Source organism: Agrobacterium burrii (genome assembly GCF_017313405.1).
In the GTDB taxonomy this organism is placed as follows: Bacteria; Pseudomonadota; Alphaproteobacteria; order Rhizobiales; family Rhizobiaceae; genus Agrobacterium; species Agrobacterium burrii.
Genome location: NZ_JAFLNA010000002.1, coordinates 1 through 20,990, shown reverse-complemented (window position 1 = coordinate 20,990; position 20,990 = coordinate 1). Strand labels below are relative to the sequence as shown.

Below are 20,990 nucleotides of genomic sequence, written 5' to 3'. Positions count from 1 at the left end.
AGCTCAGGCGTTGGCGACTGATTTTTTCAGTGCCAGATACTCCCACACGGCAACGAGCAGCAGGATGCCCGTGCTTGCCAGTTGCAGAATGTAAAGCGGTATGCCCGGCACCGGCAAAAGCAGGCAGAGCGCCACCAAACCGGCAAAATGCGAAACGGGCCGCTGGTAAGTGGCGGCAATCTTGACGCCGATATTGCCGGCCAGGAAAAGGATGGGGCCGCCGAGAATAGCGATGGCCTCCCTCAGCGATGCGCCCTCCCGGGCGTGAGAAAGGCTGAAGTCCTCTCCCACAGCCGTCAGGATAATGCCCGCAACGATAGGCAGGTGCCCATAGTTGAAGAGATTATGAGCTATCTTCGCTTTCTCTTCGGCATTTTCAGCCTTTCTGGACGCTTCCTCCTGCCCGTGATGGAAGTAGATCCACCACATCACAACGGTGCTGACGAAGGCCGAACAGAAAACGATGAATGTCAGGGTCGAATTCATATATTCGGTGGCCGTGCGGCCGGTGGTGAGAATGGTTTCGCCAAGACAGATGATCACGAAGAGTGCACAACGTTCCGCTAGGTGCTCGCCGGAAAGATGCAGCCGGTCCTCGTCGCTGGATGCCACACCCGGCACCACATAACGGCAGGCCGGTCCGGCATATTCGATCGCCAGCGCCACACCCCATAGGAGAATTCGGTCCGTCAGATCAACCAGCCCGCCGGCCAGCCAGAACAGGCTTGATATGACGAGCCAGATCGTCACGCGCACGAAAACCAGAAAAGACTGCCGATCTTCCCCCTTGAAGGCATAAAGCGCAAAAAGGCTCCGCCCCACCTGCATGCTGCTGTAGATGAGGGCGAAAACGAACCCCTGTTCCGCAAAAGCTTCCGGCAGAGCGATGGCCAGCAGAACCCCACCGAACATCAGCACAAAGAGCAGGATCCGGACCGGCTCCTTTTCCGTATTCAGCAGATTGGTGATCCACGTAGTGTGTATCCACAGCCACCATAACGATAATATCAGGATGCCTGCTTCAAGCGCAGCCGTTGGCCCGAAATCCTTTGCCAATGCATGCGAGAGCTGGATGAGCGCGAAGACAAAAACCAGATCAAAAAACAACTCAGGGAAAGTCGCCTTTTCTGCGTCCTGTCCTTCGTGCCTTATCCAGCTTTCAGCATCCGGCGTGCGTCCGGAAGTCTCCGTTTCAGTTCTCATTCTGCTCCTGTTCGTGAAATATCATGTCGCTGCACCTCCTCTCACCGTTGTGAGAGATCGGCGTCCACACCAGGCGTATCAACGCTTGAGGCTCGTCCGGGAAATTCGAGAGCACGCGCACTGTCTGGATAAAAACGCGGTCCCACCAGTCGCACTTTCCTGCCTCGGACATCGGTAATGTAATCGGGTGCGGCAGATGTTTCAGAGAATGTGACGTCCCGGGCTTTATCATGCTCCAGCGTGCTGACCTCAATGGGCTGGGCAACTACCGGCAGCGCCGCCAGGCAGGTGAAAGCAGCGGCGAGAAAAATGGATTTGGGCAACATCTGTCTATCCCTGGCACAATTATTTGCGCAATAAACAGCCTGCACCCATTTTTGTTCCAGACGCTCTTCAGGCGTCTCCGTCGAGGTAGGTGCTATATTGCACATAGTCGGCGCTCGGTTGCCCATCGACAATTTCAGGGGGCCGGCCAGCGTCTCCTGTCAGATAGCCAGCACTTTCGAGCGCCGCCTTCAAGAGCTTTTCAATCGCAACGTGCCGGGGCAAGGCGGTGTCAGCCATATAGAGAGCAACGGCCAACTCCATGTCGTCTGGGAAAATCATGGGCGCGGGCGTTCCTTTTCAACAATCAGACGGAAACGCGCAATGATGACGAAGGTTCAATTCGGTTGATTTGTGCCGGTATTCCCGAGCATCAAGCGCCCACAAAACGGATCATTTCTCGCCGCAACCAAAACATCCTCGCCAACAGTCCAAGACGTCAGTTTAAAGTTTTCCCACTGCTTCTTTGCTGGGAACTGATGCATCTAAATAACGCATACATGACCCGTTCATTCCAATTGGGCGTTCAAAACACCCCGGACTCAAGCAATTGAAACCAAACAGGGAAAAGCGCAAACGAAAGCTAATGGCGACTTAATTTTCATTACCTTGCATTAACCATAGAAATTCTCGCTGGCTGAATTCTGGTGCGTGCAACAGCAGCCTTATCGCGAATCTCTCTGGAGTTCTGGAAACAATGCAAATGTACCTGTGGACCGGCTTTTTCGCAAGCTGTCGCCATTTCCCGACGGTTCAGATGTTAGGCTCGCATGTTCGTCTCCAGCTTGTCCGTGCGACCACGCAGCTGTCCCAGCAGCATGGCTTGAAGATCAAAGCCACCCTCCTGTGACCTCCGGGTCAGATTGCGCAGATATCCACCCAGCGAGCTGATCTGCTCCGCCTTCTGCAGCAGGCAGGCAAGGATAGCCGCCGTCCCCTGTCGACCGAAGGCGGTAAGCGCCTCCTGATAAGCCGACTGGCTGATGTTGAACATGGTTCTGATGACGGAGGTTGCCACCTCCAGATCGCGCCAGCCGGTCACCGCTCCACTTGGGGCATAGAGTGAAATATCCGGGCAAGCCTTCAAAACCAAAACAATATCAGGAACAAAAAATTGCTTATGAACAACAGGCCTGAGCGTTGGTGGCGAAGGACTTGCACTGACAGGCACCGCATATGCTGGCGGAGCCGCAGTGTTTACCACCGGTGGAACAGTTGCCCGTTCACGCAAATCTTGCGGTTTAGATATGGATTCGGATTCTGAATTCTTTATGAGGCGCTCATTTTGGCAGTCATTGCCGCTCAAATCTTCAGATTTTTCAATATTTTCCAGATAGTTGGTCACTTCTGCGCGCAGCGAGGCCAGAAAACCGGCGATTTCCTTGAGTTCAGTAGGTTTTGAATTGCGGCCAAGAGAGCGGGCAACGGCATTGTAGCGGGTCTGAAAGACTTCGAATGTTTCAGTCTGGCCGCTGGCCGCAATCATTTCACAGAGTTTCTGGATATCACGGCGGCAAAGGCTGATGCTTTCGCGAAGCCGTTGAAGATCAAGCCGCTCGCGGATGATGCGTTCAGCCATGTCTTCAATTTCTGCCTTGCGGGCGAGAAGCGGCGCCAGCGAAAAACCATAGGCTTCGCTGATCTCCCCTCCCCTGTGCTTGCGGGCGTAACGCTTTCCGTTTGGACTGTCTTTACGGATAATGAGACCGGCTTCGACAAGGGCCGAGAGATGCCGGCGCAACGTCTGTTCGGCCATTCCATGGGCTCGCAGCGACAATTGCGTATTGGACGGAAAGACGACCAGGCCGGTTTCGCTGGAGAGTTCGTTCTTTGGATAAAAACTCAAAAGCGCGTTCAAGACCGCAAGCGAGCGATCGGTCACGCCGAGCAATGGTCTTGCTTCACAGACAGAACGATAGAGTTTCCATTTATCGACCGCTTCGGTTTTGTTGTTTTTCTGTGTGGCAAATTGAGTTGCGAGAACGCCAAACGACATCGCTCGCCGCCCAAAGGGCGTCGTTACATGTATGCTGTTCATGTCTTTCACCTTTCACAAGGCAAAAGAAAATCGCTCACCGAAAAATTCGATGCCAAGACTCTTGACTATGATTCGCGGAAATGAGATTCTTTGGTTGCTTAGATCAAAGAAAGGCTTCCGTGCGGCAACGTTCGGGGGCTTTTTTCTTTTGTGATGCGTCTCCTGTTAGTCGTTCGAGTTAAAAATCACTGTTTTGACCGGTATTCGGCAAACAGCGTCTGAAGATGTTCCAGAACGAACTCGGCAAATTCCGGAGCTTCGTTCTTGTCGATCGAGATATCCAGCTTGCGGTCGCTCTCGACTACTTTCGCCAATCGACCACCGGATTCCGACGACCAGACACCGGCTTTTTTCGCCTGGGCCTTGGGCTTCAGGAAATCCAGAAGTGATTTGAATCGGTCTTCGGAGAGAAGCGCTGCAACGGAAGGTTCCCTGATATAGGCACGGGCAGCTTCCTTGACCTGTGACGAGGAAAGCTGATCGGCGAGATCCATCCAGTTACGGCGGCCGACGCTAGGCGCGGGGCCGATAAGATCGACCAGATCCTCTGGAATGCGGCCGACGACTGACAGCATGTTGGAAAGATCGCCCTTGTGCAGGGACATTGCCGCCATGATCGTGTCACGGGGAAACCGCATCTGCAATTTCTGGGCGAAGCGCGCCTTTTCGATATAGGTGAGATCGCGGCGCTCGTTGTTTTCCTGTCCCTGTGCGACGACCAGCTGTTCATCACTGAGATCGCGAACGACGGCCTTGACCGGAATACCAAGACTTGAAACGGCACGCAGACGGCGATGACCGAAGGCAACCTGATAACGGCCCGGAAATTCGGGATGCGGGCGCACCAGAATGGGTACCTGCTGCCCCTGTTCACGAATGGCTTCTACCAGACCTGCATCAGCCTCTTCTGAGGCCGGCATACGATCCGGTATGAACGAAGGATCGATATCGGCAGGGTTGAGGGCAACGATCGTCAGACCCTCGGCAAGCCGTTTTTCGATCTCTTCAGCCCGCTTGGCGCGTTCAGACACTTCGTTCAGCGACTGGCCGATCATACCAACCGGCGAGTTCACAACATCCGTCATCAGGTCAGGAGAACCAAGGATGGGCCTGACGCGCGGCCGCGCCCGCTCCGGAGCTGCGTCGTTGGTATCTGTGGCCGGTGTGCTGAGATTTGCGAAGATCTGTTTTCTGCTCATGCTGCCCTACCCCACGCTTTTTTGATCAGTCCTTCGACCTCAGCGTTTACATTGTTCATGGCTTCCAGCGCGCGATCATAGGTCGAGCGGGTGAACTGGGTTCTTTCCACTTCGAAAAGCGTCTGGTTGGTCAATCCGGCGTCCGACACGGCCGTACTCTTCAGCATCGGATGGTTGAGGACGTTTTCACCGAAGATCGAACGCAGGAAGGCGACCATCTGGTTTTGCGGGCCGTCACTCGGTTCAAACCGGGTGATGAGGTAACGCATCCAGTTATAATCGGATCGCGCACCCGCCCGGCCGATTTCGGCGAGAAGATCACCGGTCATGGCGAGGAACTGGTTCATGGACATGACGTCCAGCATCTGCGGATGGACGGTCACGAGAACCGAGGTGGCCGCCGTCAATGCCGAAAGCGTCAGGTACCCGAGTTGCGGCGGGCAGTCGATCACGACCACATCGTAGAAGTTCTGCGCCTGGGCGATTGCCTGGCCGATACGGGCAAAAAACAGTGTGTCGCCCGGCGCACGACGCATCAGCGCGCGCGGCGTGTCGTGTTCGAACTCCATGAGCTCCAGATTGCCCGGAACGATGTGAAGGCCGGGAATATAGGTACCGCGAACGATCTCGGCTATCGGACGACGCTCTTCATCGTAGCGGATAGCGCCGTAAAGTGTTTCATTCGGTCCGACATCGATCTCCGGCTGATGACCGAAGAGGGCCGACAGACTGGCCTGCGGGTCAAGGTCGATTGCGAGAACCCGATAACCGCGCAAGGCCAGGTATTGCGCAAGATGCGCTGACGTCGTGGTCTTTCCCGAACCGCCCTTGAAATTCATGACGGCGATGACCTGGAGTTCTTCGGCGTCACGACGGTGGGGCAGGTAGCGGCGTGTACCACGCGCACCCTGATCGAGAAGCTTTCTGATCTCGTGCATGTCTTCAACGGAATAGGAGCGGCGGCCTGAGGCCTGTGCCGCGTCCAGTTCCGGGCGCTCAGCCGCGATCTGGCGAAGATAAGCCTCACCGATCCCAATCAACCGTGCAGTTTCGGCAGGCGAGAAATGTCGCATGCTCTTTTCGGTGTGGGGTGAAAATGTATTTGCATTATGCGCCTGCAATTGGGCTGACAGTGCAGCCGAATGCTGTTGTATAAGGCCCGCCAGGTCGGGTGCCCCTGCAGCACGTCTTGAGTCGGCACTCTGTGTCATTTGTCTTCTTTCGCTCGATATCGCAGTGGCGGTTTTTTTCGAAAAAGGCGGTTTTTTCCGCAACTGAGATATAAGCGCCGATTCTCTTTTTGGCGCAATAGGCTTTTTTCCCGATTGCGAAAGCGCCGCTAAAGCATTGTGGAAGAATCACATTTGGGTTTTTTGACAGTTTGACGGTTAGCCGCGGCTAACTTCTTCAATATTGGTCGGCGGGAGCGATTGCCGGCTGTTCTCTTATCAGCGATTGAGAGCCTTCAGAGTTAGCCGCGGCTAACTCCGCAGAGTGAAGATAGGGATGCTTGCTGCTCCGAGCATTGACGAAAAGACGAGGGTGGACATTCGCAGGCGTTTAATCTCTACTCATTGACTAGAGTATCGTTGAGCCGCGCGCTCCCCGTGTGGCTATTCGTACTGTCGCAGGTTGGAGGAATAAATGTCCTATGATGTCGCTCTCGTCGGGTCCGGCTTCGCTGCCATCTGTACCGCCGCCCATCTTCTCTCTTCGCTGCCGGCGAAGGCTTCGATCGCTATTGTTGGCGATGAGTCTGATTTTGGGCGTGGAACGGCTTACCGTACGGAATTACCCTATCACCGGCTGAATGTGCCGGCTGGACGAATGAGCGTCTTTCCTGACCGTCCGGATGATTTCCTCGACTGGCTGAAGGAAAACGAGATAGGGGACGATCCTCTGCTATTCGCATCGCGCGGAGATTATGGTCTCTATCTAAGAGACAGGTTGGCAACTCTGTTGAGAAGTCGAGAACAAAGGGCGAGGGTGGATTTCATTCGCGCCAAGGCTTCCACCTGCCGCCCGGACGATGCGGGCGGATTTACCTTCATTCTCGAAAACGGTGAGAACATGCGCGCGCAAAACGTTGTTCTGTGTGTGGGCGTCGGGGCGGCCAGTTTGCCGGTGCAAACTGTCGCTAATGATGAGGGCAGACCGCAGCGGATCATCGGTCACTGCTGGCAGCCAGGATGGTTGTCGAAGGTGAAGACGGGCGACCGCATCTGCATTCTCGGCTCCGGGTTGACGATGATTGATCAGGTGCTGACCCTGAGGGGAAAAGGACACACGGGGCCAATTCATGTCCTGTCTCGTCGCGGGCTTGTGCCGCATCCGCATATCAGCCCACCTTTGCCCGCCGTCGATCCCATCTTGCCAGAGAAAACCACGGAGATTAGCCGCCTGTTGCAGTCTTTGCGCAAACAGGTGAGGGAGGGCGCGCCCTGGCGGACCGTCATGGATGGGTTGCGACCGCGAACGCAGTCGCTTTGGCGCGCTCTTACGGTTGCTCAACGAAGCAGGTTCCTTCGGCATGCTTTGCCGTGGTGGAACATTCACCGACATCGCATCGCGCCGGAGGTTCATGCGGCTTTTGAGAAACTGCTTTCGGATGATGTTCTGGAAATCCACGCGGGCTACCTTAACTTCGTTGAAGAGCAGGATGAAGGCATTACCCTGCGCTACCGTCGCCGGCATACGCAGGTATTGAAAGAGTTGCAGGTGGATTGGATTGTGAATTGCACCGGTATGGAGCGAGCGGGTATTGGCCATTCGCGCCTTTTGGAAAACATGCGAAACGACGGTGTGCTCCTGCTGGATCCTCTGGGTCTCGGCGTTGAGGTGGACGACCAGTCTCGCCTGTTGCGGGCGGACGGGCAAAGCTGGCCCGGCCTGTTTGCCGCCGGCGCACTGACGGCGGGTCGCTTGTGGGAAATAACCGCCGTTCCGGATATTCGGGTACAGGCACAAAAAATTGCGCAACACGTCACGGACAGGGTGTCGTCGAACGATAGGGTTTCAGCGCAGGGGTAAATTGCTGAGGTGAAATATCGGAAACAAGACCGTAGTCTAGGCATATTTGTTCGGCGCCGGTCATCTCCGGATTTCCCATCTTTGGTGTTAGCCGCGGCAAACTTTCCCAGTTGGCTAATATCCAACGAATGAACCGTTGGTGACTTCCAGGGCCAGAGGAGCGTGTCGGACCTACTTCCGTGGCAAGATGGATGGGACCCAATGATATGCTCTTGCAGCAACAGGTGATTCCTCGAGAAAAACGCTCTTCTCTGTTATAATTCAGGATTAGTGATTTCGTGCCGATAACGGTAGCAACAGGCGCGCTTCCTCTGGTTTGCTAAATAATTTACATTGCTTATGGAATGTTGCCGTAAAACGGGCTATAAATCCTGAAAAATACGATAATGATGAAAATTATTTGCGAGGTTTTGATGGAGAAGCAGAAGCTGGTGAGGTTCGCAACCGCTGATAATCAGGCCGGCGGCCAACGTCGGCCATTTGCCAAGGCCGTTCGGGCAGGCGATTTTGTCTATGTTTCCGGGCAGGTGCCGACTATTGATGGGGAAGTGGTGACTGGCGGCATCGTGGCCCAAACCGAGCAGGTTGTGGCCAACATCAAGGATGTTCTGGCGCTTGCCGATTGTACGCTTGCCGATGTGGTGAAGGTTAATGTCTGGCTGGATGACGCCCGGGACTTTTCAAGCTTCAATGCCGTTTTCCAGAAATATTTCATCGACCATCCGCCGGCGCGCTCGACCGTGCAGTCGCCATTGATGGTCGACGCAAAGGTGGAAATGGACGTTATCGCTTATAAGCCGGTGGCTTAACTATTTGATTTTTATGGTTTTGAGAGCATATTATGACCTATCCCTGGCCTGACGAGGGCACACCACTCAATGCGATTTCGACGCCGATGCCGGTGATCGATGAGGATCGGCTTGCGGCCAATATTCTCAAGGCGCAATCCTATCTTGATGGGCATGGCAAGGCCTTCCGGCCACATATCAAGACGCACAAGATACCGGCCATCGCCAGACAGCAGCTTCAGGCCGGCGCCATCGGCATCAATTGCCAGAAGGTCAGCGAAGCGGAGGTTTTTGTAGATGCCGGCTTCGACGACATCCTGATTACCTTTAATATTCTCGGCGCGGCGAAATTGTCGCGACTAAAGGCGCTGAATGCGCGTATCGGCCGGTTGAGTGTCGTTGCCGACAGCGCAGCGACGATTGCTGGCCTTGCCAGCACGTTTGATACCGAAAAGCCGCTTGCCGTGCTTGTCGAATGCGATACCGGCGGAAAGCGCTGCGGCGTCCAGACGCCGGAAGCCGTCCTGTTGCTTGCGGAAAAGATCGATGCGGCGCCGGGCCTCGTCTTCAAAGGCATTTTGACCTATCCGGCACCGGGTGGCGCTGAAAAGGTCGAGAGCTTTATTCGCGAGACAATGGCGCTGCTTGCGGGAAAAGGCATCGAATGCCCTGTCCGGTCCAGCGGCGGTTCACCGGATTTTTACGCTGCGCACCTTGTGCCTTCGGCAACCGAACACCGGGCGGGGACCTATGTCTATAATGACCGCGCTATGCTGCGCGCCGGTCATTGTGCGGCTGGCGATCTGGCAATGCATGTTCTTGCCACTGTGGTATCGCGGCCGACGCCCGATAGGGCCGTGCTCGATTGCGGCTCCAAGGCTTTGACCTCCGATCTTCTTGGTTTCAGCGATTACGGGCTGATCGAAGGTTATGAAGGTGCAAAAATCATCTCGCTCTCGGAAGAGCATGCAGTTGTCGATCTATCTGGCTGCACTTCCGGCAAGCCGGAAATCGGTGATGTGGTCAAGGTCGTGCCAAATCATACCTGCGTTGTCAGCAACCTTTTCGACAGGATGGTGTTTCATCGAAACGGCCTTGTGACCCGGGTTGAAGACGTGGCCGCACGTGGTACCGTGTGGTAAGATTACCCGGCTAATTAATTAATGAGACAGACGCTGCCGGAAGGCAGTCGGGGCAACGAGAAATCAGGAAAATGCGCATATTCACGGCGTCGCTCGCCACCGAAACCAACACGTTTTCGCCCGTCCCCACGGATATGGATGCCTTCCGCGCGGCTTTTTATGCCGGGCCGGGCGAACATCCGGAAACGCCGACGCTCTGCTCCTCGCCGGTGCCTATCCTGCGCCGTCGCGGCAAGGCGGAAGGGTTTACGGTGATCGAGGGCACGTCCTGCTGGGCGGAACCAGCAGGCCTCATCCAGCGCCAGACCTATGAAACGCTGCGCGATACTATCCTCGCGGAGCTCCAGGAAGCGCTACCGATTGATGCCGTCGTTCTCGGTCTGCATGGCGCAATGGTGGCGCAGGGTTATGATGATCCGGAAGGGGATTTTCTGTCGCGCGTGCGAGCATTGGTTGGGCCGGGCGTGTTGATCGCGGCGGAATTCGATCCTCATAGCCATCTGACGGCACTGAGAGTTAAAAATCTCGATTTCATGGCGACGTTCCTGGAGTTTCCCCATACTGACTTCGAGGAACGTGGCGAGCATGTCGTTGAACTGGCGCTGCGTACCCTGCGCGGTGAGATCAAACCGGTCATTTCCACGTTTGATTGCCGTATGATCACCATTTATCCGACCAGCCGCGAGCCGATGCGATCCTATGTCGACCGTTTGAAGGCGATGGAAGGCAAGGATGGCATCCTGTCCATTTCTGTCATCCACGGTTTCATGGCGGGCGATGTGCCGGATATGGGTACCCGCATTGTCGTCGTTACCGATGGCGACAGGGAGAAGGGCGATGCGCTGGCCGAAAAACTCGGCCATGAACTTTATGCCATGCGCAAACAGACCGCCATGCCGATGCTGGATACGGAATCTGGACTCGACCGGGTTCTTGCCATTCGCAGCGACAACCCGGACAAGCCGGTAGTCGTGTCGGACATATGGGACAATCCGGGTGGCGGTGTTGCAGGTGATGCGACCCATATCCTGCGGCGCATGGTGGAACGCGGCATGGATAATATCAGTGTCGCAACGATCTGGGATCCGATTGCAGTATCTTTCTGTCATGCAGCGGGCGAGGGGGCAGAGATCGATCTGCGCATCGGCGGCAAATCCAGCCCCGAAGGCGGCGAGCCGCTCGACTTCCGTATAAAAGTGATGCGCACCGTCGAGGCCGGCTGGCAGAGTTTCCGCAACAGCCGCGTCACGCTCGGCCGCGCCGCCGTTGTCCGACCTGTTGGCACGGAGATCGATATCATCCTCATCACCAGCCGCACCCAAACTTATGAGCCGGATATCTTTTCCAATCTCGGCATCGATTTTGCCAGAAAAGACGTGTTGCTGGTGAAGTCCACCAATCACTTTCATGCCGGTTTCGCACCGGTCGCCTCCGAGATCGTTTATATCGCGGCACCGACCTCCTATCCAACCGATCCGGCCAAAACCGCCTATCGCAAAGCGAGCCTCGGGCTATGGCCAAGGGTGGCTGATCCGCTGGGCTTGGATTGAGGCTGAGATCGCTTCAGATCGGCTGGAGTGAGATCAGAAAGAACGCGCCTTTGGCGGCCTCGATGGTGAAAGGCGAGCCGTCTTCGATAATCATGCTGTCCAGCCTATTCAGATGGACAATGTCGCTATTGTTGGCGACCTGCAGGGGATCGAGCGCAAGAACGAGGCTCGTGCCCGGTGCCGCTTCCACCGAAAGGCTGCCGGACAACCTCTGCACGTTGTGCTTCAGGGATGAGCGACGGGTCATGATGTTCAGATCGACGATCGCACCATCCATCAAGGTTGCGTCCACCGGAACATCTGCCGGAAAGGGCAGGGGTGCGCTCCCAGTCGTCAGCGGCACCGGATCATGCCCGGCAATAGTGAGCGCCATGCCGTTTCCTTCGATGATGGCGAGCGTGCGGTCTATGCCGGAAAAGATCGAAAATGGGCCGTCCTGAGCAACGGTCGCCATGCTGATACGCCAATCGAATTCATCCACGGAAGCACCCGGCGGATGGACGGCGATTTCCACCGTTACACCGCCGCCGTTTTTCCATGGCATGGATTTATAATCGGCAGCGCGCAATATTTTCATCGTGATTTTCCAGAATGAGCTCGTTAAGGGGGCCGGGCGATCGTGGTTTATGATCCGCGATCATGCTGAATACGTTGTTCGAGCATTTTTCGAGCGGCCTTGAGATCGGATGAGTGGCCGGCGACTTTCTCGATGGCAGCAATGGCGAGATCGTTTGCGACATAATCGGATTTATGTCCGAGATTGTGCACGACGATCAAAGTGGAGCCGCTGATATCTCTGGCGAGCTGGCGGGAATGCACTTCTGGCGAGACGGTGCTGTCGGTATCACCGGTTATGATGACGGTTGGCACCTTGATGCGCCGATAGCCTCGCGAAGCTCCACGCGCCCACTCACTGAGAGCGGCGACTTCCTGAGCATTATGCCGAAAGGTCCTTGGCCGCAGGGCCGCCAACGCATGCGTGGCCTCCACATAGCCGGCAGGGCGGGGATTGGGAGCGAAAACGCCGCGTATTGCTTGATCAATCGCCAGAAGGCCAGCGGGCGGCGCAACGAAGGTGCTGAATAGCGGGCCACTGAAAGGTGCGCTTGCCGCCGTGTAATACCATGCGATTCCACCGTTCCAGGAATAGACGGCGGGAGACAGGAAAACGAGCCCGGTTACCATATCGGGGTGACGGACAGCGAATGCCGCTGCGATGGCGCCGCCGAATGAATGCCCGACGATGATGGCTTTTGGAATGCCCCGCTTTTTCATAAGCTGTGCGATGGCGTCAGCCTGACCGTCCGGGAGAATATTGTCTTTGCCGCCAATATCCGAGTTGCCGTGCCCCGGCCGATCGACAAACAGCAATCTCGCCCGACCGCGAAGCTTTTCGAGAAACGAGAACATCGGATCGTAAAGGCTGGCGCTTGCCCCGTGGATGAACACGATCGGCGGAAGTTCGGGCTTTCTTTCGGGTTCGATCAGCACGCTGTTCAGCTTGTAACCACCCACATCGATCCGCACGGGAGCGGCGCGCTCTTTTTCGGAGGCCATGACGGGTGTGGCGGAAGCCGGGAGAAATGCCCCGAGCAGAATTGTAAAAGCAAGCGGCAGAAACTTGTGCGCCATTCTTTGATCTACCATGTCATTTGCGGCCGGCTCTTTGATCGGCGCAGCGCTCTCACGAGCATAAGGCGGACCGGTTGAAAAGAGCAATGAACAAAGCCGCAAACCTGCCGGAAGTTCCAATAGCCGCCAGTACAAATGTCGACCCGGCGTTTCGACTTTGCACAATTCACCTTGAACGGTTGCAAGCTTTAGACGATGGCGCAGCCCGCAAACTGCGCCATGGTCGTCTTTTTGATCAGTTGCCGAGAATGCCAGGCAGGCGCAGGCCCTGCTCCTTGGCGCAGTCCACGGCAATCTCATAACCGGCATCGGCATGGCGCATGACGCCGGTTGCCGGGTCGTTCCAGAGCACGCGCTCGAGCCGCCTTGCCGCATCGTCGGAACCATCAGCGCAAATGACCATGCCGGAATGCTGGGAGAAGCCCATGCCGACGCCGCCACCGTGGTGCAGTGAAACCCAGGTCGCGCCAGAGGCGGTGTTGAGCAATGCGTTGAGCAGCGGCCAGTCGGATACGGCATCCGAACCGTCTTTCATGGCTTCTGTCTCGCGGTTGGGCGAGGCGACGGAACCGCTGTCGAGATGGTCGCGGCCGATGACTACAGGCGCCTTCAACTCACCGTTCTTCACCATTTCATTGAAGGCAAGGCCAAGACGATGGCGATCACCAAGCCCGACCCAGCAAATGCGCGCCGGCAGACCCTGAAACGCGATGCGTTCGCGCGCCATATCCAGCCAGTTATGCAGGTGCTTGTTATCAGGCAGCAGTTCCTTCACCTTGGCGTCGGTCTTGTAGATGTCTTCCGGGTCGCCCGAAAGTGCGGCCCAGCGGAACGGACCGATGCCGCGGCAAAACAGCGGGCGGATATAGGCAGGCACGAAGCCGGGGAAGGCGAAAGCATCTTCCAGGCCTTCGTCCTTGGCGACCTGGCGGATATTATTGCCGTAGTCGAGCGTCGGAACACCGGCGTTCCAGAAATCGACCATGGCCTGCACATGCACCTTCATCGAGGCGCGGGCGGCAGCGGAAACCGCCTTCGGGTCGCTCTCCTGCTTGGCGCGCCATTCGGCGACGGTCCAGCCGGACGGCAGATAACCATGGATCGGATCATGCGCCGAGGTCTGGTCGGTGACCATGTCGGGGCGGACGCCACGGCGAAACAGTTCGGGGAAGATGTCCGCCGCATTGCCGATCAGGCCGACGGATTTCGCCTCGCCCGCCTTGGTCCATTGGTCGATCAGCGCCAGCGCCTCGTCCAGCGTGTGCGCCTTTGCATCGACATAACGGGTGCGCAGCCGGAAATCGACGCGGGTTTCATCGCATTCGACCGCGAGGCAGCAGGCGCCTGCCATAACGGCGGCCAGCGGCTGCGCGCCGCCCATACCGCCGAGACCGCCGGTCAATATCCATTTGCCCTTGAGGTTGCCGCCGTAATGCTGGCGACCGGCTTCGACGAAGGTTTCGTAAGTACCCTGCACGATGCCCTGGGTGCCGATGTAAATCCACGAGCCGGCCGTCATCTGGCCGTACATGGCCAGACCCTTTTTATCCAGCTCGTTGAAATGGTCCCAGGTGGCCCAATGCGGCACCAGATTGGAGTTGGCAATCAAAACGCGCGGCGCATCCTTGTGGGTGCGGAACACGCCAACCGGCTTGCCGGACTGCACGATGAGGGTTTCGTCCTCGTTCAGATCCTTCAGCGTCGCGACGATGCGGTCGAAATCCTCCCAGGTGCGGGCGGCACGGCCGATGCCGCCATAAACCACCAGATCATGCGGGCGCTCGGCGACATCAGGATCGAGATTGTTCATCAGCATGCGCAACGGCGCTTCCGTCATCCAGCTTTTGGCATTGAGTTCGGTGCCCTGCGGCGCGCGGACATCGCGAATATTGTGGCGTGGATTGTCCATAGGTTTTCCCCTTACCGTTTCGTATCGAGCGCAAATTCTTCCATGCGCGTGAGAATGTTTTTGAGATGGATGCGAAGTTTTTGGGCTTTATGTCCGTCGTAAGCGAAAGGCGATGCCTCACTTTGAAGGTGAGTGGATTGCGCCAGCTCCATCTGGATGGCGTGCACGCCGGCTTCCGGCTTTCCGTAATGACGCGTCGTCCAGCCGCCTTTGAAACGGCCGTTCAGAATGCTGTCGTAACCCTCTGCTGCTGCGGTCACGTCCACGGCAATCCGTTCAATGGCCGGATCGCAGGTCTTGCCCATATCCGTGCCGATGTTGAAATCCGGCAGCTTGCCCTCGAACAGGAAGGGGATATGCGAACGGATCGAATGGCAATCATAGAGAATGGCGATGCCGTGAATGGCCTTAACCCGTTCGATTTCCGCCGCAAGGGCTGCATGATAGGCCGCGTGGAAGGTTTCCAGCCGGTAGGCGATATCAGCGGCAGCGGGTTCCTGCCCCTCGTTCCAGATCGGCTTGCCGTCGAAATCGGTTTCCGGAACGAGTCCCGTCGTGTTCTGGCCCGGATAAAGGCTTAACCCCGCGGGATCGCGGTTGGCGTCGATCACGTAGCGGTGGAAGGTGGCGCGAACCGTGGTCACGTTCTCCAGAAGCCCGGCATAGAGGTCGTGGATATGCCAGTCGGTATCGGCAAGAATCTTGCCGTTATCGTTGAGGCGATCCCAAATCTCCGCCGGCACATCCGTACCGGTGTGAGGCAGGCCGAGAATGATTGGTGAGGTGCCTTGGTGGAGAGAGAAAGGCGTGTTCATCGATCAGCCCTCTGCGCAGAGGGGGGTAACCCCGGTACGCCGACCTTTAATCGCAGGATGGAGGGGGAGGCTACCACCATCATCTCAAACCTCCAGCTTCGGCAGAATGCCATCCGAAATCACGGAGACCAGAGCGCCGGTAGCAATCAGCTCCGCCGCGGCCTTCAGATCCGGCGCCATATAACGATCCTCCTCCAGCGAAGGGATTGACGCACGAAGCACGGCAATAGCCTTTTGAAGCTCCGGGCTTGTTTTCAGCGGCCCGCGCAGTTCCACGCCCTGAACGGCGGAAAGCGCCTCTATGCCGAGGATGGCGAAGAGATTTTCTGTCATCGGCAGCAGGCGTCGCGCACCATGGCAGGCCATGGACACGTGGTCTTCCTGATTGGCTGAAGTTGGCGTGGAATCCACCGAGGCCGGATGCGCCATCTGTTTGTTTTCGCTCATCAGGGCGGCGGACGTCACTTCGGCGATCATCAGGCCGGAATTCAGACCCGGTTTTTTAGATAGAAAAGCGGGCAGGCCGTAGGAAAGTGCGGGATCAACCAGCAACGCCACGCGGCGCTGGGCGATCGCGCCGATTTCGCAGATGGCGAGCGCCGTCTGGTCGGCGGCGAAAGCCACCGGTTCTGCGTGGAAATTACCGCCGGATACGACGGAATTGTCTGATAGCACCAATGGATTGTCCGTCACCGCATTGGCTTCGATTTCAAGCGTACGGGCCACCTGCCGCAGAAGATCGAGGCAGGCGCCGTCCACCTGCGGCTGGCAACGAATGCAATAGGGGTCCTGCACCCGCTCATCGCCCTCTATATGGCTGACACGGATTTCCGAACCTTCCAGCAGATTGCGCAACGCCGCACCGGCATCGATCTGGCCCTTGTGGCCGCGGAGGGTGTGAATATCGGGGTGAAAGGGAGCCGACGAACCCATGGCGGCATCGGTGGAAAGCGCGCCGGTAATCAATGCGGCCTGCGCGGCGCGATGGGCGCGGAAAAGACCGGCCAGCGCAAGCGCCGTCGAGGTCTGCGTGCCGTTGATCAGCGCCAGCCCTTCCTTGGCGGCGAGAACGACCGGGGTCAGGCCGGCCTTCGCAAGCGCTTCACCGGCGGGCAAAAGCGCGCCGTGATAAAAAGCCTCGCCTTCACCCATCATCACGGCGGCCATATGGGCAAGCGGCGCGAGATCGCCGGAGGCACCGACAGAACCCTTTTCGGGAATAACGGGAATGACACCCTTTTCCAGCATCTCCTCGATCAGCCGCACCAATTCCAGCCGCACGCCGGATGCACCACGGCCGAGCGAAATCAGCTTCAGCGCCATGATCAGCCGCACCACATTTTCCGGCAGCGCCTGACCGACGCCGCAGCAATGCGACAGAATGAGGTTACGCTGCAGCGTCGTTACATCGGCAGCGTCGATCTTGATGGAAGCAAGTTTGCCGAAGCCGGTATTGATGCCATAGACCGGGGCATTGCCTGCTGCGATCTCGGCGATACGGGCCGCCGCCTTTTCAATGCCGGCGTCGAAAGAACGGTCGAGCTTTGCCGAGCCGTTGTTCCAGTAAATAGCGGCAAGATCGGCAAGGGCTACATTGCCGGGGTGAAGCGTGATGGTCTTCATCATGGTCATTCGGAAACCTTCTGTCCCTTGAAAATGCGAGCGTTGAGCGGGTTGAAGCCAATGCGGTAGACAAGTTCGGCCGGGCGCTCGATATCCCAAATTGTGAAGTCGGCGGATTTCCCGGCTTCGAGCGTGCCGGTTTCCGCAAGCAACCCGAGCGCCTTGGCGGCGTTGCGCGTCGTTGCCGTCAGGCACTCTTCCACGGTCATGCGGAAAAGCGTCGCGCCCATATTCATGGTCAAAAGCAGCGAGGTGAGCGGTGAGGTGCCGGGATTGCAATCGGTCGCCAGCGCGATTGTCGCGCCCGCCTCGCGCAGGGCCTGAACCGGTGGAGCGTGTTTTTCCCGCAGCGCATAAAAAGCGCCGGGCAAGAGCACGGCCACGGTTCCCGCTTTTGCCAGAGCGTTAGCGCCCGCCTCATCCAGATATTCCAGATGGTCAGCGGAAAGCGCGCCATAGGATGCTGCGAGCTTTGTCCCGCCAAGATCGGAAAGCTGTTCGGCATGCAGTTTGACGGGAAGGCCGAGCTGTCGCGCTTTTTCGAAAACGCGGGTGATTTCCTCGACGGAGAAGGCGATGCCTTCGCAAAAGCCATCTACCGCATCCACCAGCCCTTCGGCATGGGCTTTTTCCAGCCCCGGCAGAACGACATCGGTAATGTAATCGGCATTGCGGCCCTTATACTCAGCGGGCGTCGCATGGGCTGCCAGATAGCTGGTGACGATCCGAACCGGCCGCAGCGTTTCAAGCCTGCGGGCAACACGCAGCATTTTCAGTTCGGTATCTATATCGAGACCGTAACCGGATTTGATTTCGATGGTGGAAATGCCCTCGGCCAGAAGCGTGTCGAGGCGGGGCAGCGCCTGGGCAACCAGAGTGTCTTCGGAGACTGCGCGCGTATCGCTCACCGAAGAAACGATGCCGCCGCCCGCCTTGGCGATCTCCTCATAGGTCGCGCCATTCAGCCGCATCTCGAACTCCATCGCCCGGTTGCCGCCGAAGACCAGATGAGTGTGGCAGTCGATCAAGGAGGGAGTGATCCAGCGGCCGCCGCAATCGGTAATCTCATCAGCGTCTGCCAGATCGACGGGCAGATCGCTCTGCGCGCCGGCAAAGGCGATGCGGCCGCCCCGCACGGCAATGGCGGCGTTTTCGACAGCACCGATGCCTTCCATGGACGGGTCGAAGGTCGCCAGACGGGCATTGCGCCACAATGTCGTTGCGTCTCCCGCTGCCGTTCCCTTTACGGATTTGTTCCCTGGCATTTGCTTTTCGCCTTTCCTTTATGGCTTAAATGTATATACATAATAATCAGCTTGGCAAGCCGCAATTTCGCGTTTGAAATGGCCTTGCCTGACGTCGTAACAAGAGGAGAGGGTGGCATGACGGCAATTCACGCGGGCGCAGCACTTCTGGTAGATGGATGGGCACGGGACGTTCGCATCATCTGCGATGACGGTGCTGTTTCATCGCTCGAAACCGGCGTTTCCCCTCAGCCGCAGGATGAGCGCCACGCCGTCATCGTTCCGGCCGTGCCCAATCTCCATAGCCACGCCTTTCAGCGGGCCATGGCCGGGCTTGCCGAAATTCGCGGGCCGGCCGATGACAGTTTCTGGAGCTGGCGAACCGTCATGTATAAATTCGCGCTCTCCATGACGCCTGACCATGTCGAGGCGGTTGCCGCCCAGCTTTACATGGAAATGCTCGAGGCCGGTTTCGGGCGGGTCGGCGAATTTCATTATCTGCACAATGACAGGGATGGTTCGCATTACGGCAATATCGCCGAAATGGCTGAACGCATCGGCGCGGCCGCCGCACAGACTGGTATTGGCCTGACATTGCTGCCGGTCTTTTACGCGCATTCCGGTTTTGGCGGCCAGCCGCCGATCGACGGGCAGAAGCGTTTCATCCATTCGCTCGACAGTTACGAAAGGCTGATGCAGGGCGCACGGGCGGTGGTCAAATCCTTGGCCGGAGCCGTGCTCGGCATAGCACCGCACAGTCTACGCGCCGTGACCGGCGAAGAATTGGCGGCCATCGAGCCGCTGGCAAAGGGTGGGCCGATCCACATTCATGTGGCGGAACAGACAAAGGAAGTTGAAGATTCGCTTGCTTTTTCAGGCGCGCGGCCTGTGGAGTGGCTTCTGGAAAATGCGCCGGTCGATGATCGCTGGTGCCTTATCCATGCCACGCATATGACGCAGGCCGAAACGCGACGCATGGCCAAAAGCGGCGCCGTTGCCGGCCTTTGCCCGATCACTGAGGCCAATCTCGGCGACGGCATCTTCCCCGCTCCGGATTTTATCGCGGAAGGTGGGCATTATGGCGTCGGCTCCGATTCCAACATTCTCATCTCCCTGCCGGAGGAATTGCGGACGCTCGAATATTCGCAGCGCCTGTCGCGGCGCGCGCGCAATGTCATCGCCGATGCCGGAGGCTCCACCGGCGAAAAACTGTTTCGGCAAGCGCTGGAAGGTGGCGGCAGGGCGCTGGCGTCACAAAATGCGATAGAAAAGGGAAAAAGCGCTGATCTTGTCGCACTGGATATCTCGGCCGTTTCCTATCTTCCCGCACGCCAAATTCTCGACCAATGGATGTTCGCAGGCGGCGTCCGCGTCGATTCCGTGTGGGTGCGCGGTGAAAAACAGGTGCAGGCGGGCCAGCATATCCGCCGCCGTGCAATATCGGACCGCTTCAACAAGGTCATGGCTGAACTTCTCGATAGCTGATATGGGCTTCACTGAAACGAGATCGAGCCGGTGCGGAAAGGCATTGCGGACGTGACGAAAGCATCGGCCGGGCAAACCCTGCATCAGCTTATCCTCGGCGAGATCGAGGGCCGGATCGTTTCGGGGGAATGGCCGCCGGGTTACCGGTTGCCTTTCGAGGTCGACCTCGCCACCCATTATGATTGCTCGCGCATGACCGTCAACAAGGTCATGAGCCAGCTTGCCAAGGCGGGTTTGATCGAACGCCGCAAAAAATCCGGCAGTTTCGTTCGCCAGCCGCAGATCCAGTCCGCCGTTCTCGAAATTCACGATATCAGGGCCGAAGTCGAATCCCTTGGTCTGGATTACGGTTTCAAAATCTTGAAATGCGTGCAGCGTGCGGCAAAGAGCGAAGATCGCGCAAGTCTCGATATTTCCGTCGGCGCACGCTTGCTCGATATCATCTGCATCCATTTTGCTGGCATACGGGAATTCTGCATCGAGCAGCGTCTCATCAATCTGGCCGCCGTGCCGGAAGCCGCGGACGCCGACTTTACCGAGATCGCGCCCGGCCCCTGGCTGCTTGGCCATGTTCCGTGGAGCAACGCCGAACACCGCATCAGTGCCGAAATAGCGTCGAAGGAGATCGCCCGTCTGCTGGGTATCTCTGACAGGCAAGCCTGCCTTGTCGTCGAGCGGCGAACCTGGAGCAACTCCGGCGCCGTCACCTATGTGCGCTTCTCCTATCCCGGTAACGCGCATGCCTTGGTCGCCCGTTTCAGCCCTTCCTCCGACTGAGATCAGCAAAGGCGAGATCCGTTTATAAGCGAAAGAGCGCGGCTGCATCGGGCGCTAGATGGGAAAAGCACGGAAATCCATCAGTTTCAGCGATCGTTTGCAAACTATCTTTTAAATTCAATAGTTTGTCTGATTTTCTTATTTTTTGTGATTTGGTGTGTTGACTTGTTTGCGGGTGATCTCTTATAAGTCCGCTCACTGAACGAGGGCGGCGGCGCTGCTGGCGACGAA

Annotated in this window: 19 protein-coding genes; 6 read left to right on the top strand and 13 right to left on the bottom strand. The window is 57.4% G+C overall.

Features of this window, described 5'->3' with window-relative positions:
• Nucleotides 1-3 precede the first annotated feature (3 nt).
• From JZX89_RS03590 to repA, 6 genes are all read right to left on the bottom strand, one after another.
• Complete coding sequence (locus JZX89_RS03590; protein ID WP_207133109.1) at nucleotides 4-1,203, bottom strand: low temperature requirement protein A; 1,200 nt, start codon at nucleotides 1,201-1,203, stop codon at nucleotides 4-6.
• A 41-nt stretch (nucleotides 1,204-1,244) separates the two neighbouring features.
• Nucleotides 1,245-1,529 (bottom strand): hypothetical protein, encoded by a 285-nt coding sequence (locus JZX89_RS03585; RefSeq protein ID WP_207133108.1) that lies wholly within the window; start codon nucleotides 1,527-1,529, stop codon nucleotides 1,245-1,247.
• Between the two features lie 67 nt (nucleotides 1,530-1,596).
• The gene (locus tag JZX89_RS03580; protein ID WP_207133107.1) at nucleotides 1,597-1,809 is read right to left on the bottom strand and encodes a hypothetical protein; all 213 of its coding nucleotides are present in this window, start codon (nucleotides 1,807-1,809) and stop codon (nucleotides 1,597-1,599) included.
• Between the two features lie 478 nt (nucleotides 1,810-2,287).
• The gene (gene repC, locus JZX89_RS03575) at nucleotides 2,288-3,565 is read right to left on the bottom strand and encodes a plasmid replication protein RepC (protein ID WP_207133106.1); all 1,278 of its coding nucleotides are present in this window, start codon (nucleotides 3,563-3,565) and stop codon (nucleotides 2,288-2,290) included.
• Between the two features lie 185 nt (nucleotides 3,566-3,750).
• On the bottom strand, nucleotides 3,751-4,764 hold the full coding sequence (gene repB / locus JZX89_RS03570; RefSeq protein WP_207133105.1) for a plasmid partitioning protein RepB: 1,014 nt from the start codon (nucleotides 4,762-4,764) through the stop codon (nucleotides 3,751-3,753).
• Complete coding sequence (gene repA / locus JZX89_RS03565; RefSeq protein ID WP_207133104.1) at nucleotides 4,761-5,975, bottom strand: plasmid partitioning protein RepA; 1,215 nt, start codon at nucleotides 5,973-5,975, stop codon at nucleotides 4,761-4,763. The genes repB and repA overlap by 4 nt, the downstream gene beginning before the upstream one ends.
• A 433-nt stretch (nucleotides 5,976-6,408) precedes the next feature.
• Here repA and JZX89_RS03560 point away from each other — a divergent pair, with 433 nt between their 5' ends.
• From JZX89_RS03560 to JZX89_RS03545, 4 genes are all read left to right on the top strand, one after another.
• Nucleotides 6,409-7,794, top strand: a complete 1,386-nt coding sequence (locus JZX89_RS03560) for an FAD/NAD(P)-binding protein (protein ID WP_207133103.1) — start codon at nucleotides 6,409-6,411, stop codon at nucleotides 7,792-7,794.
• A 413-nt stretch (nucleotides 7,795-8,207) separates the two neighbouring features.
• The gene (locus JZX89_RS03555) at nucleotides 8,208-8,603 is read left to right on the top strand and encodes a RidA family protein (RefSeq protein ID WP_046799081.1); all 396 of its coding nucleotides are present in this window, start codon (nucleotides 8,208-8,210) and stop codon (nucleotides 8,601-8,603) included.
• 32 nt (nucleotides 8,604-8,635) lie between these two features.
• On the top strand, nucleotides 8,636-9,724 hold the full coding sequence (locus tag JZX89_RS03550; protein WP_207133102.1) for a D-TA family PLP-dependent enzyme: 1,089 nt from the start codon (nucleotides 8,636-8,638) through the stop codon (nucleotides 9,722-9,724).
• Nucleotides 9,725-9,795: 71 nt separating this feature from the next.
• Entirely contained in the window at nucleotides 9,796-11,274 is a 1,479-nt protein-coding gene (locus JZX89_RS03545; protein WP_207133101.1) for a M81 family metallopeptidase, read from the top strand.
• A gap of 13 nt (nucleotides 11,275-11,287) precedes the next feature.
• On the opposite strand, the gene JZX89_RS03540 is transcribed toward JZX89_RS03545, so the two are convergent.
• From JZX89_RS03540 to hutI, 6 genes are all read right to left on the bottom strand, one after another.
• Nucleotides 11,288-11,851 carry a HutD/Ves family protein gene (locus JZX89_RS03540; protein ID WP_207133100.1) on the bottom strand — a complete coding sequence of 188 codons (564 nt, stop codon included), beginning with the start codon at nucleotides 11,849-11,851 and terminating at the stop codon, nucleotides 11,288-11,290.
• Between the two features lie 47 nt (nucleotides 11,852-11,898).
• Nucleotides 11,899-12,906, bottom strand: a complete 1,008-nt coding sequence (locus JZX89_RS03535; protein WP_207133099.1) for an alpha/beta fold hydrolase — start codon at nucleotides 12,904-12,906, stop codon at nucleotides 11,899-11,901.
• Nucleotides 12,907-13,141: 235 nt separating this feature from the next.
• Nucleotides 13,142-14,815 (bottom strand): urocanate hydratase, encoded by a 1,674-nt coding sequence (gene hutU, locus JZX89_RS03530; RefSeq protein WP_207133098.1) that lies wholly within the window; start codon nucleotides 14,813-14,815, stop codon nucleotides 13,142-13,144.
• 11 nt (nucleotides 14,816-14,826) lie between these two features.
• A complete protein-coding gene (gene hutG, locus JZX89_RS03525) occupies nucleotides 14,827-15,630 on the bottom strand; it encodes an N-formylglutamate deformylase (protein WP_207133097.1) in 804 nt (267 codons plus the stop codon).
• Nucleotides 15,631-15,714: 84 nt separating this feature from the next.
• Nucleotides 15,715-17,256 (bottom strand): histidine ammonia-lyase, encoded by a 1,542-nt coding sequence (gene hutH / locus JZX89_RS03520; RefSeq protein WP_369809532.1) that lies wholly within the window; start codon nucleotides 17,254-17,256, stop codon nucleotides 15,715-15,717.
• A 2-nt stretch (nucleotides 17,257-17,258) separates the two neighbouring features.
• Nucleotides 17,259-18,518: an imidazolonepropionase gene (gene hutI, locus JZX89_RS03515; RefSeq protein WP_207133095.1), complete on the bottom strand. Its 1,260-nt coding sequence runs from the start codon at nucleotides 18,516-18,518 to the stop codon at nucleotides 17,259-17,261.
• 117 nt (nucleotides 18,519-18,635) lie between these two features.
• Here hutI and JZX89_RS03510 point away from each other — a divergent pair, with 117 nt between their 5' ends.
• On the top strand, nucleotides 18,636-19,982 hold the full coding sequence (locus JZX89_RS03510; protein ID WP_207133094.1) for a formimidoylglutamate deiminase: 1,347 nt from the start codon (nucleotides 18,636-18,638) through the stop codon (nucleotides 19,980-19,982).
• A gap of 51 nt (nucleotides 19,983-20,033) precedes the next feature.
• The gene (hutC, locus tag JZX89_RS03505; RefSeq protein WP_369809527.1) at nucleotides 20,034-20,759 is read left to right on the top strand and encodes a histidine utilization transcriptional repressor HutC; all 726 of its coding nucleotides are present in this window, start codon (nucleotides 20,034-20,036) and stop codon (nucleotides 20,757-20,759) included.
• Between the two features lie 22 nt (nucleotides 20,760-20,781).
• On the opposite strand, the gene JZX89_RS03500 is transcribed toward hutC, so the two are convergent.
• On the bottom strand, nucleotides 20,782-20,990 hold a 209-nt coding region (locus tag JZX89_RS03500), incomplete at its 5' end, for a hypothetical protein (protein ID WP_207133092.1).

Coding starts and splice junctions, on each gene's coding strand:
- JZX89_RS03590 (WP_207133109.1), bottom strand. CDS start 1,203: ATGAGAACTGAAACGGAGACTTCCGGACGCACGCCGGATGCTGAAAGC.
- JZX89_RS03510 (WP_207133094.1), top strand. CDS start 18,636: ATGACGGCAATTCACGCGGGCGCAGCACTTCTGGTAGATGGATGGGCA.
- hutU (WP_207133098.1), bottom strand. CDS start 14,815: ATGGACAATCCACGCCACAATATTCGCGATGTCCGCGCGCCGCAGGGC.
- JZX89_RS03580 (WP_207133107.1), bottom strand. CDS start 1,809: ATGATTTTCCCAGACGACATGGAGTTGGCCGTTGCTCTCTATATGGCT.
- JZX89_RS03540 (WP_207133100.1), bottom strand. CDS start 11,851: ATGAAAATATTGCGCGCTGCCGATTATAAATCCATGCCATGGAAAAAC.
- JZX89_RS03535 (WP_207133099.1), bottom strand. CDS start 12,906: ATGGCGCACAAGTTTCTGCCGCTTGCTTTTACAATTCTGCTCGGGGCA.
- repC (WP_207133106.1), bottom strand. CDS start 3,565: ATGAACAGCATACATGTAACGACGCCCTTTGGGCGGCGAGCGATGTCG.
- JZX89_RS03560 (WP_207133103.1), top strand. CDS start 6,409: ATGTCCTATGATGTCGCTCTCGTCGGGTCCGGCTTCGCTGCCATCTGT.
- JZX89_RS03555 (WP_046799081.1), top strand. CDS start 8,208: ATGGAGAAGCAGAAGCTGGTGAGGTTCGCAACCGCTGATAATCAGGCC.
- JZX89_RS03545 (WP_207133101.1), top strand. CDS start 9,796: ATGCGCATATTCACGGCGTCGCTCGCCACCGAAACCAACACGTTTTCG.
- hutH (WP_369809532.1), bottom strand. CDS start 17,256: ATGATGAAGACCATCACGCTTCACCCCGGCAATGTAGCCCTTGCCGAT.
- hutG (WP_207133097.1), bottom strand. CDS start 15,630: ATGAACACGCCTTTCTCTCTCCACCAAGGCACCTCACCAATCATTCTC.
- JZX89_RS03585 (WP_207133108.1), bottom strand. CDS start 1,529: ATGTTGCCCAAATCCATTTTTCTCGCCGCTGCTTTCACCTGCCTGGCG.
- repA (WP_207133104.1), bottom strand. CDS start 5,975: ATGACACAGAGTGCCGACTCAAGACGTGCTGCAGGGGCACCCGACCTG.
- JZX89_RS03550 (WP_207133102.1), top strand. CDS start 8,636: ATGACCTATCCCTGGCCTGACGAGGGCACACCACTCAATGCGATTTCG.
- hutI (WP_207133095.1), bottom strand. CDS start 18,518: ATGCCAGGGAACAAATCCGTAAAGGGAACGGCAGCGGGAGACGCAACG.
- repB (WP_207133105.1), bottom strand. CDS start 4,764: ATGAGCAGAAAACAGATCTTCGCAAATCTCAGCACACCGGCCACAGAT.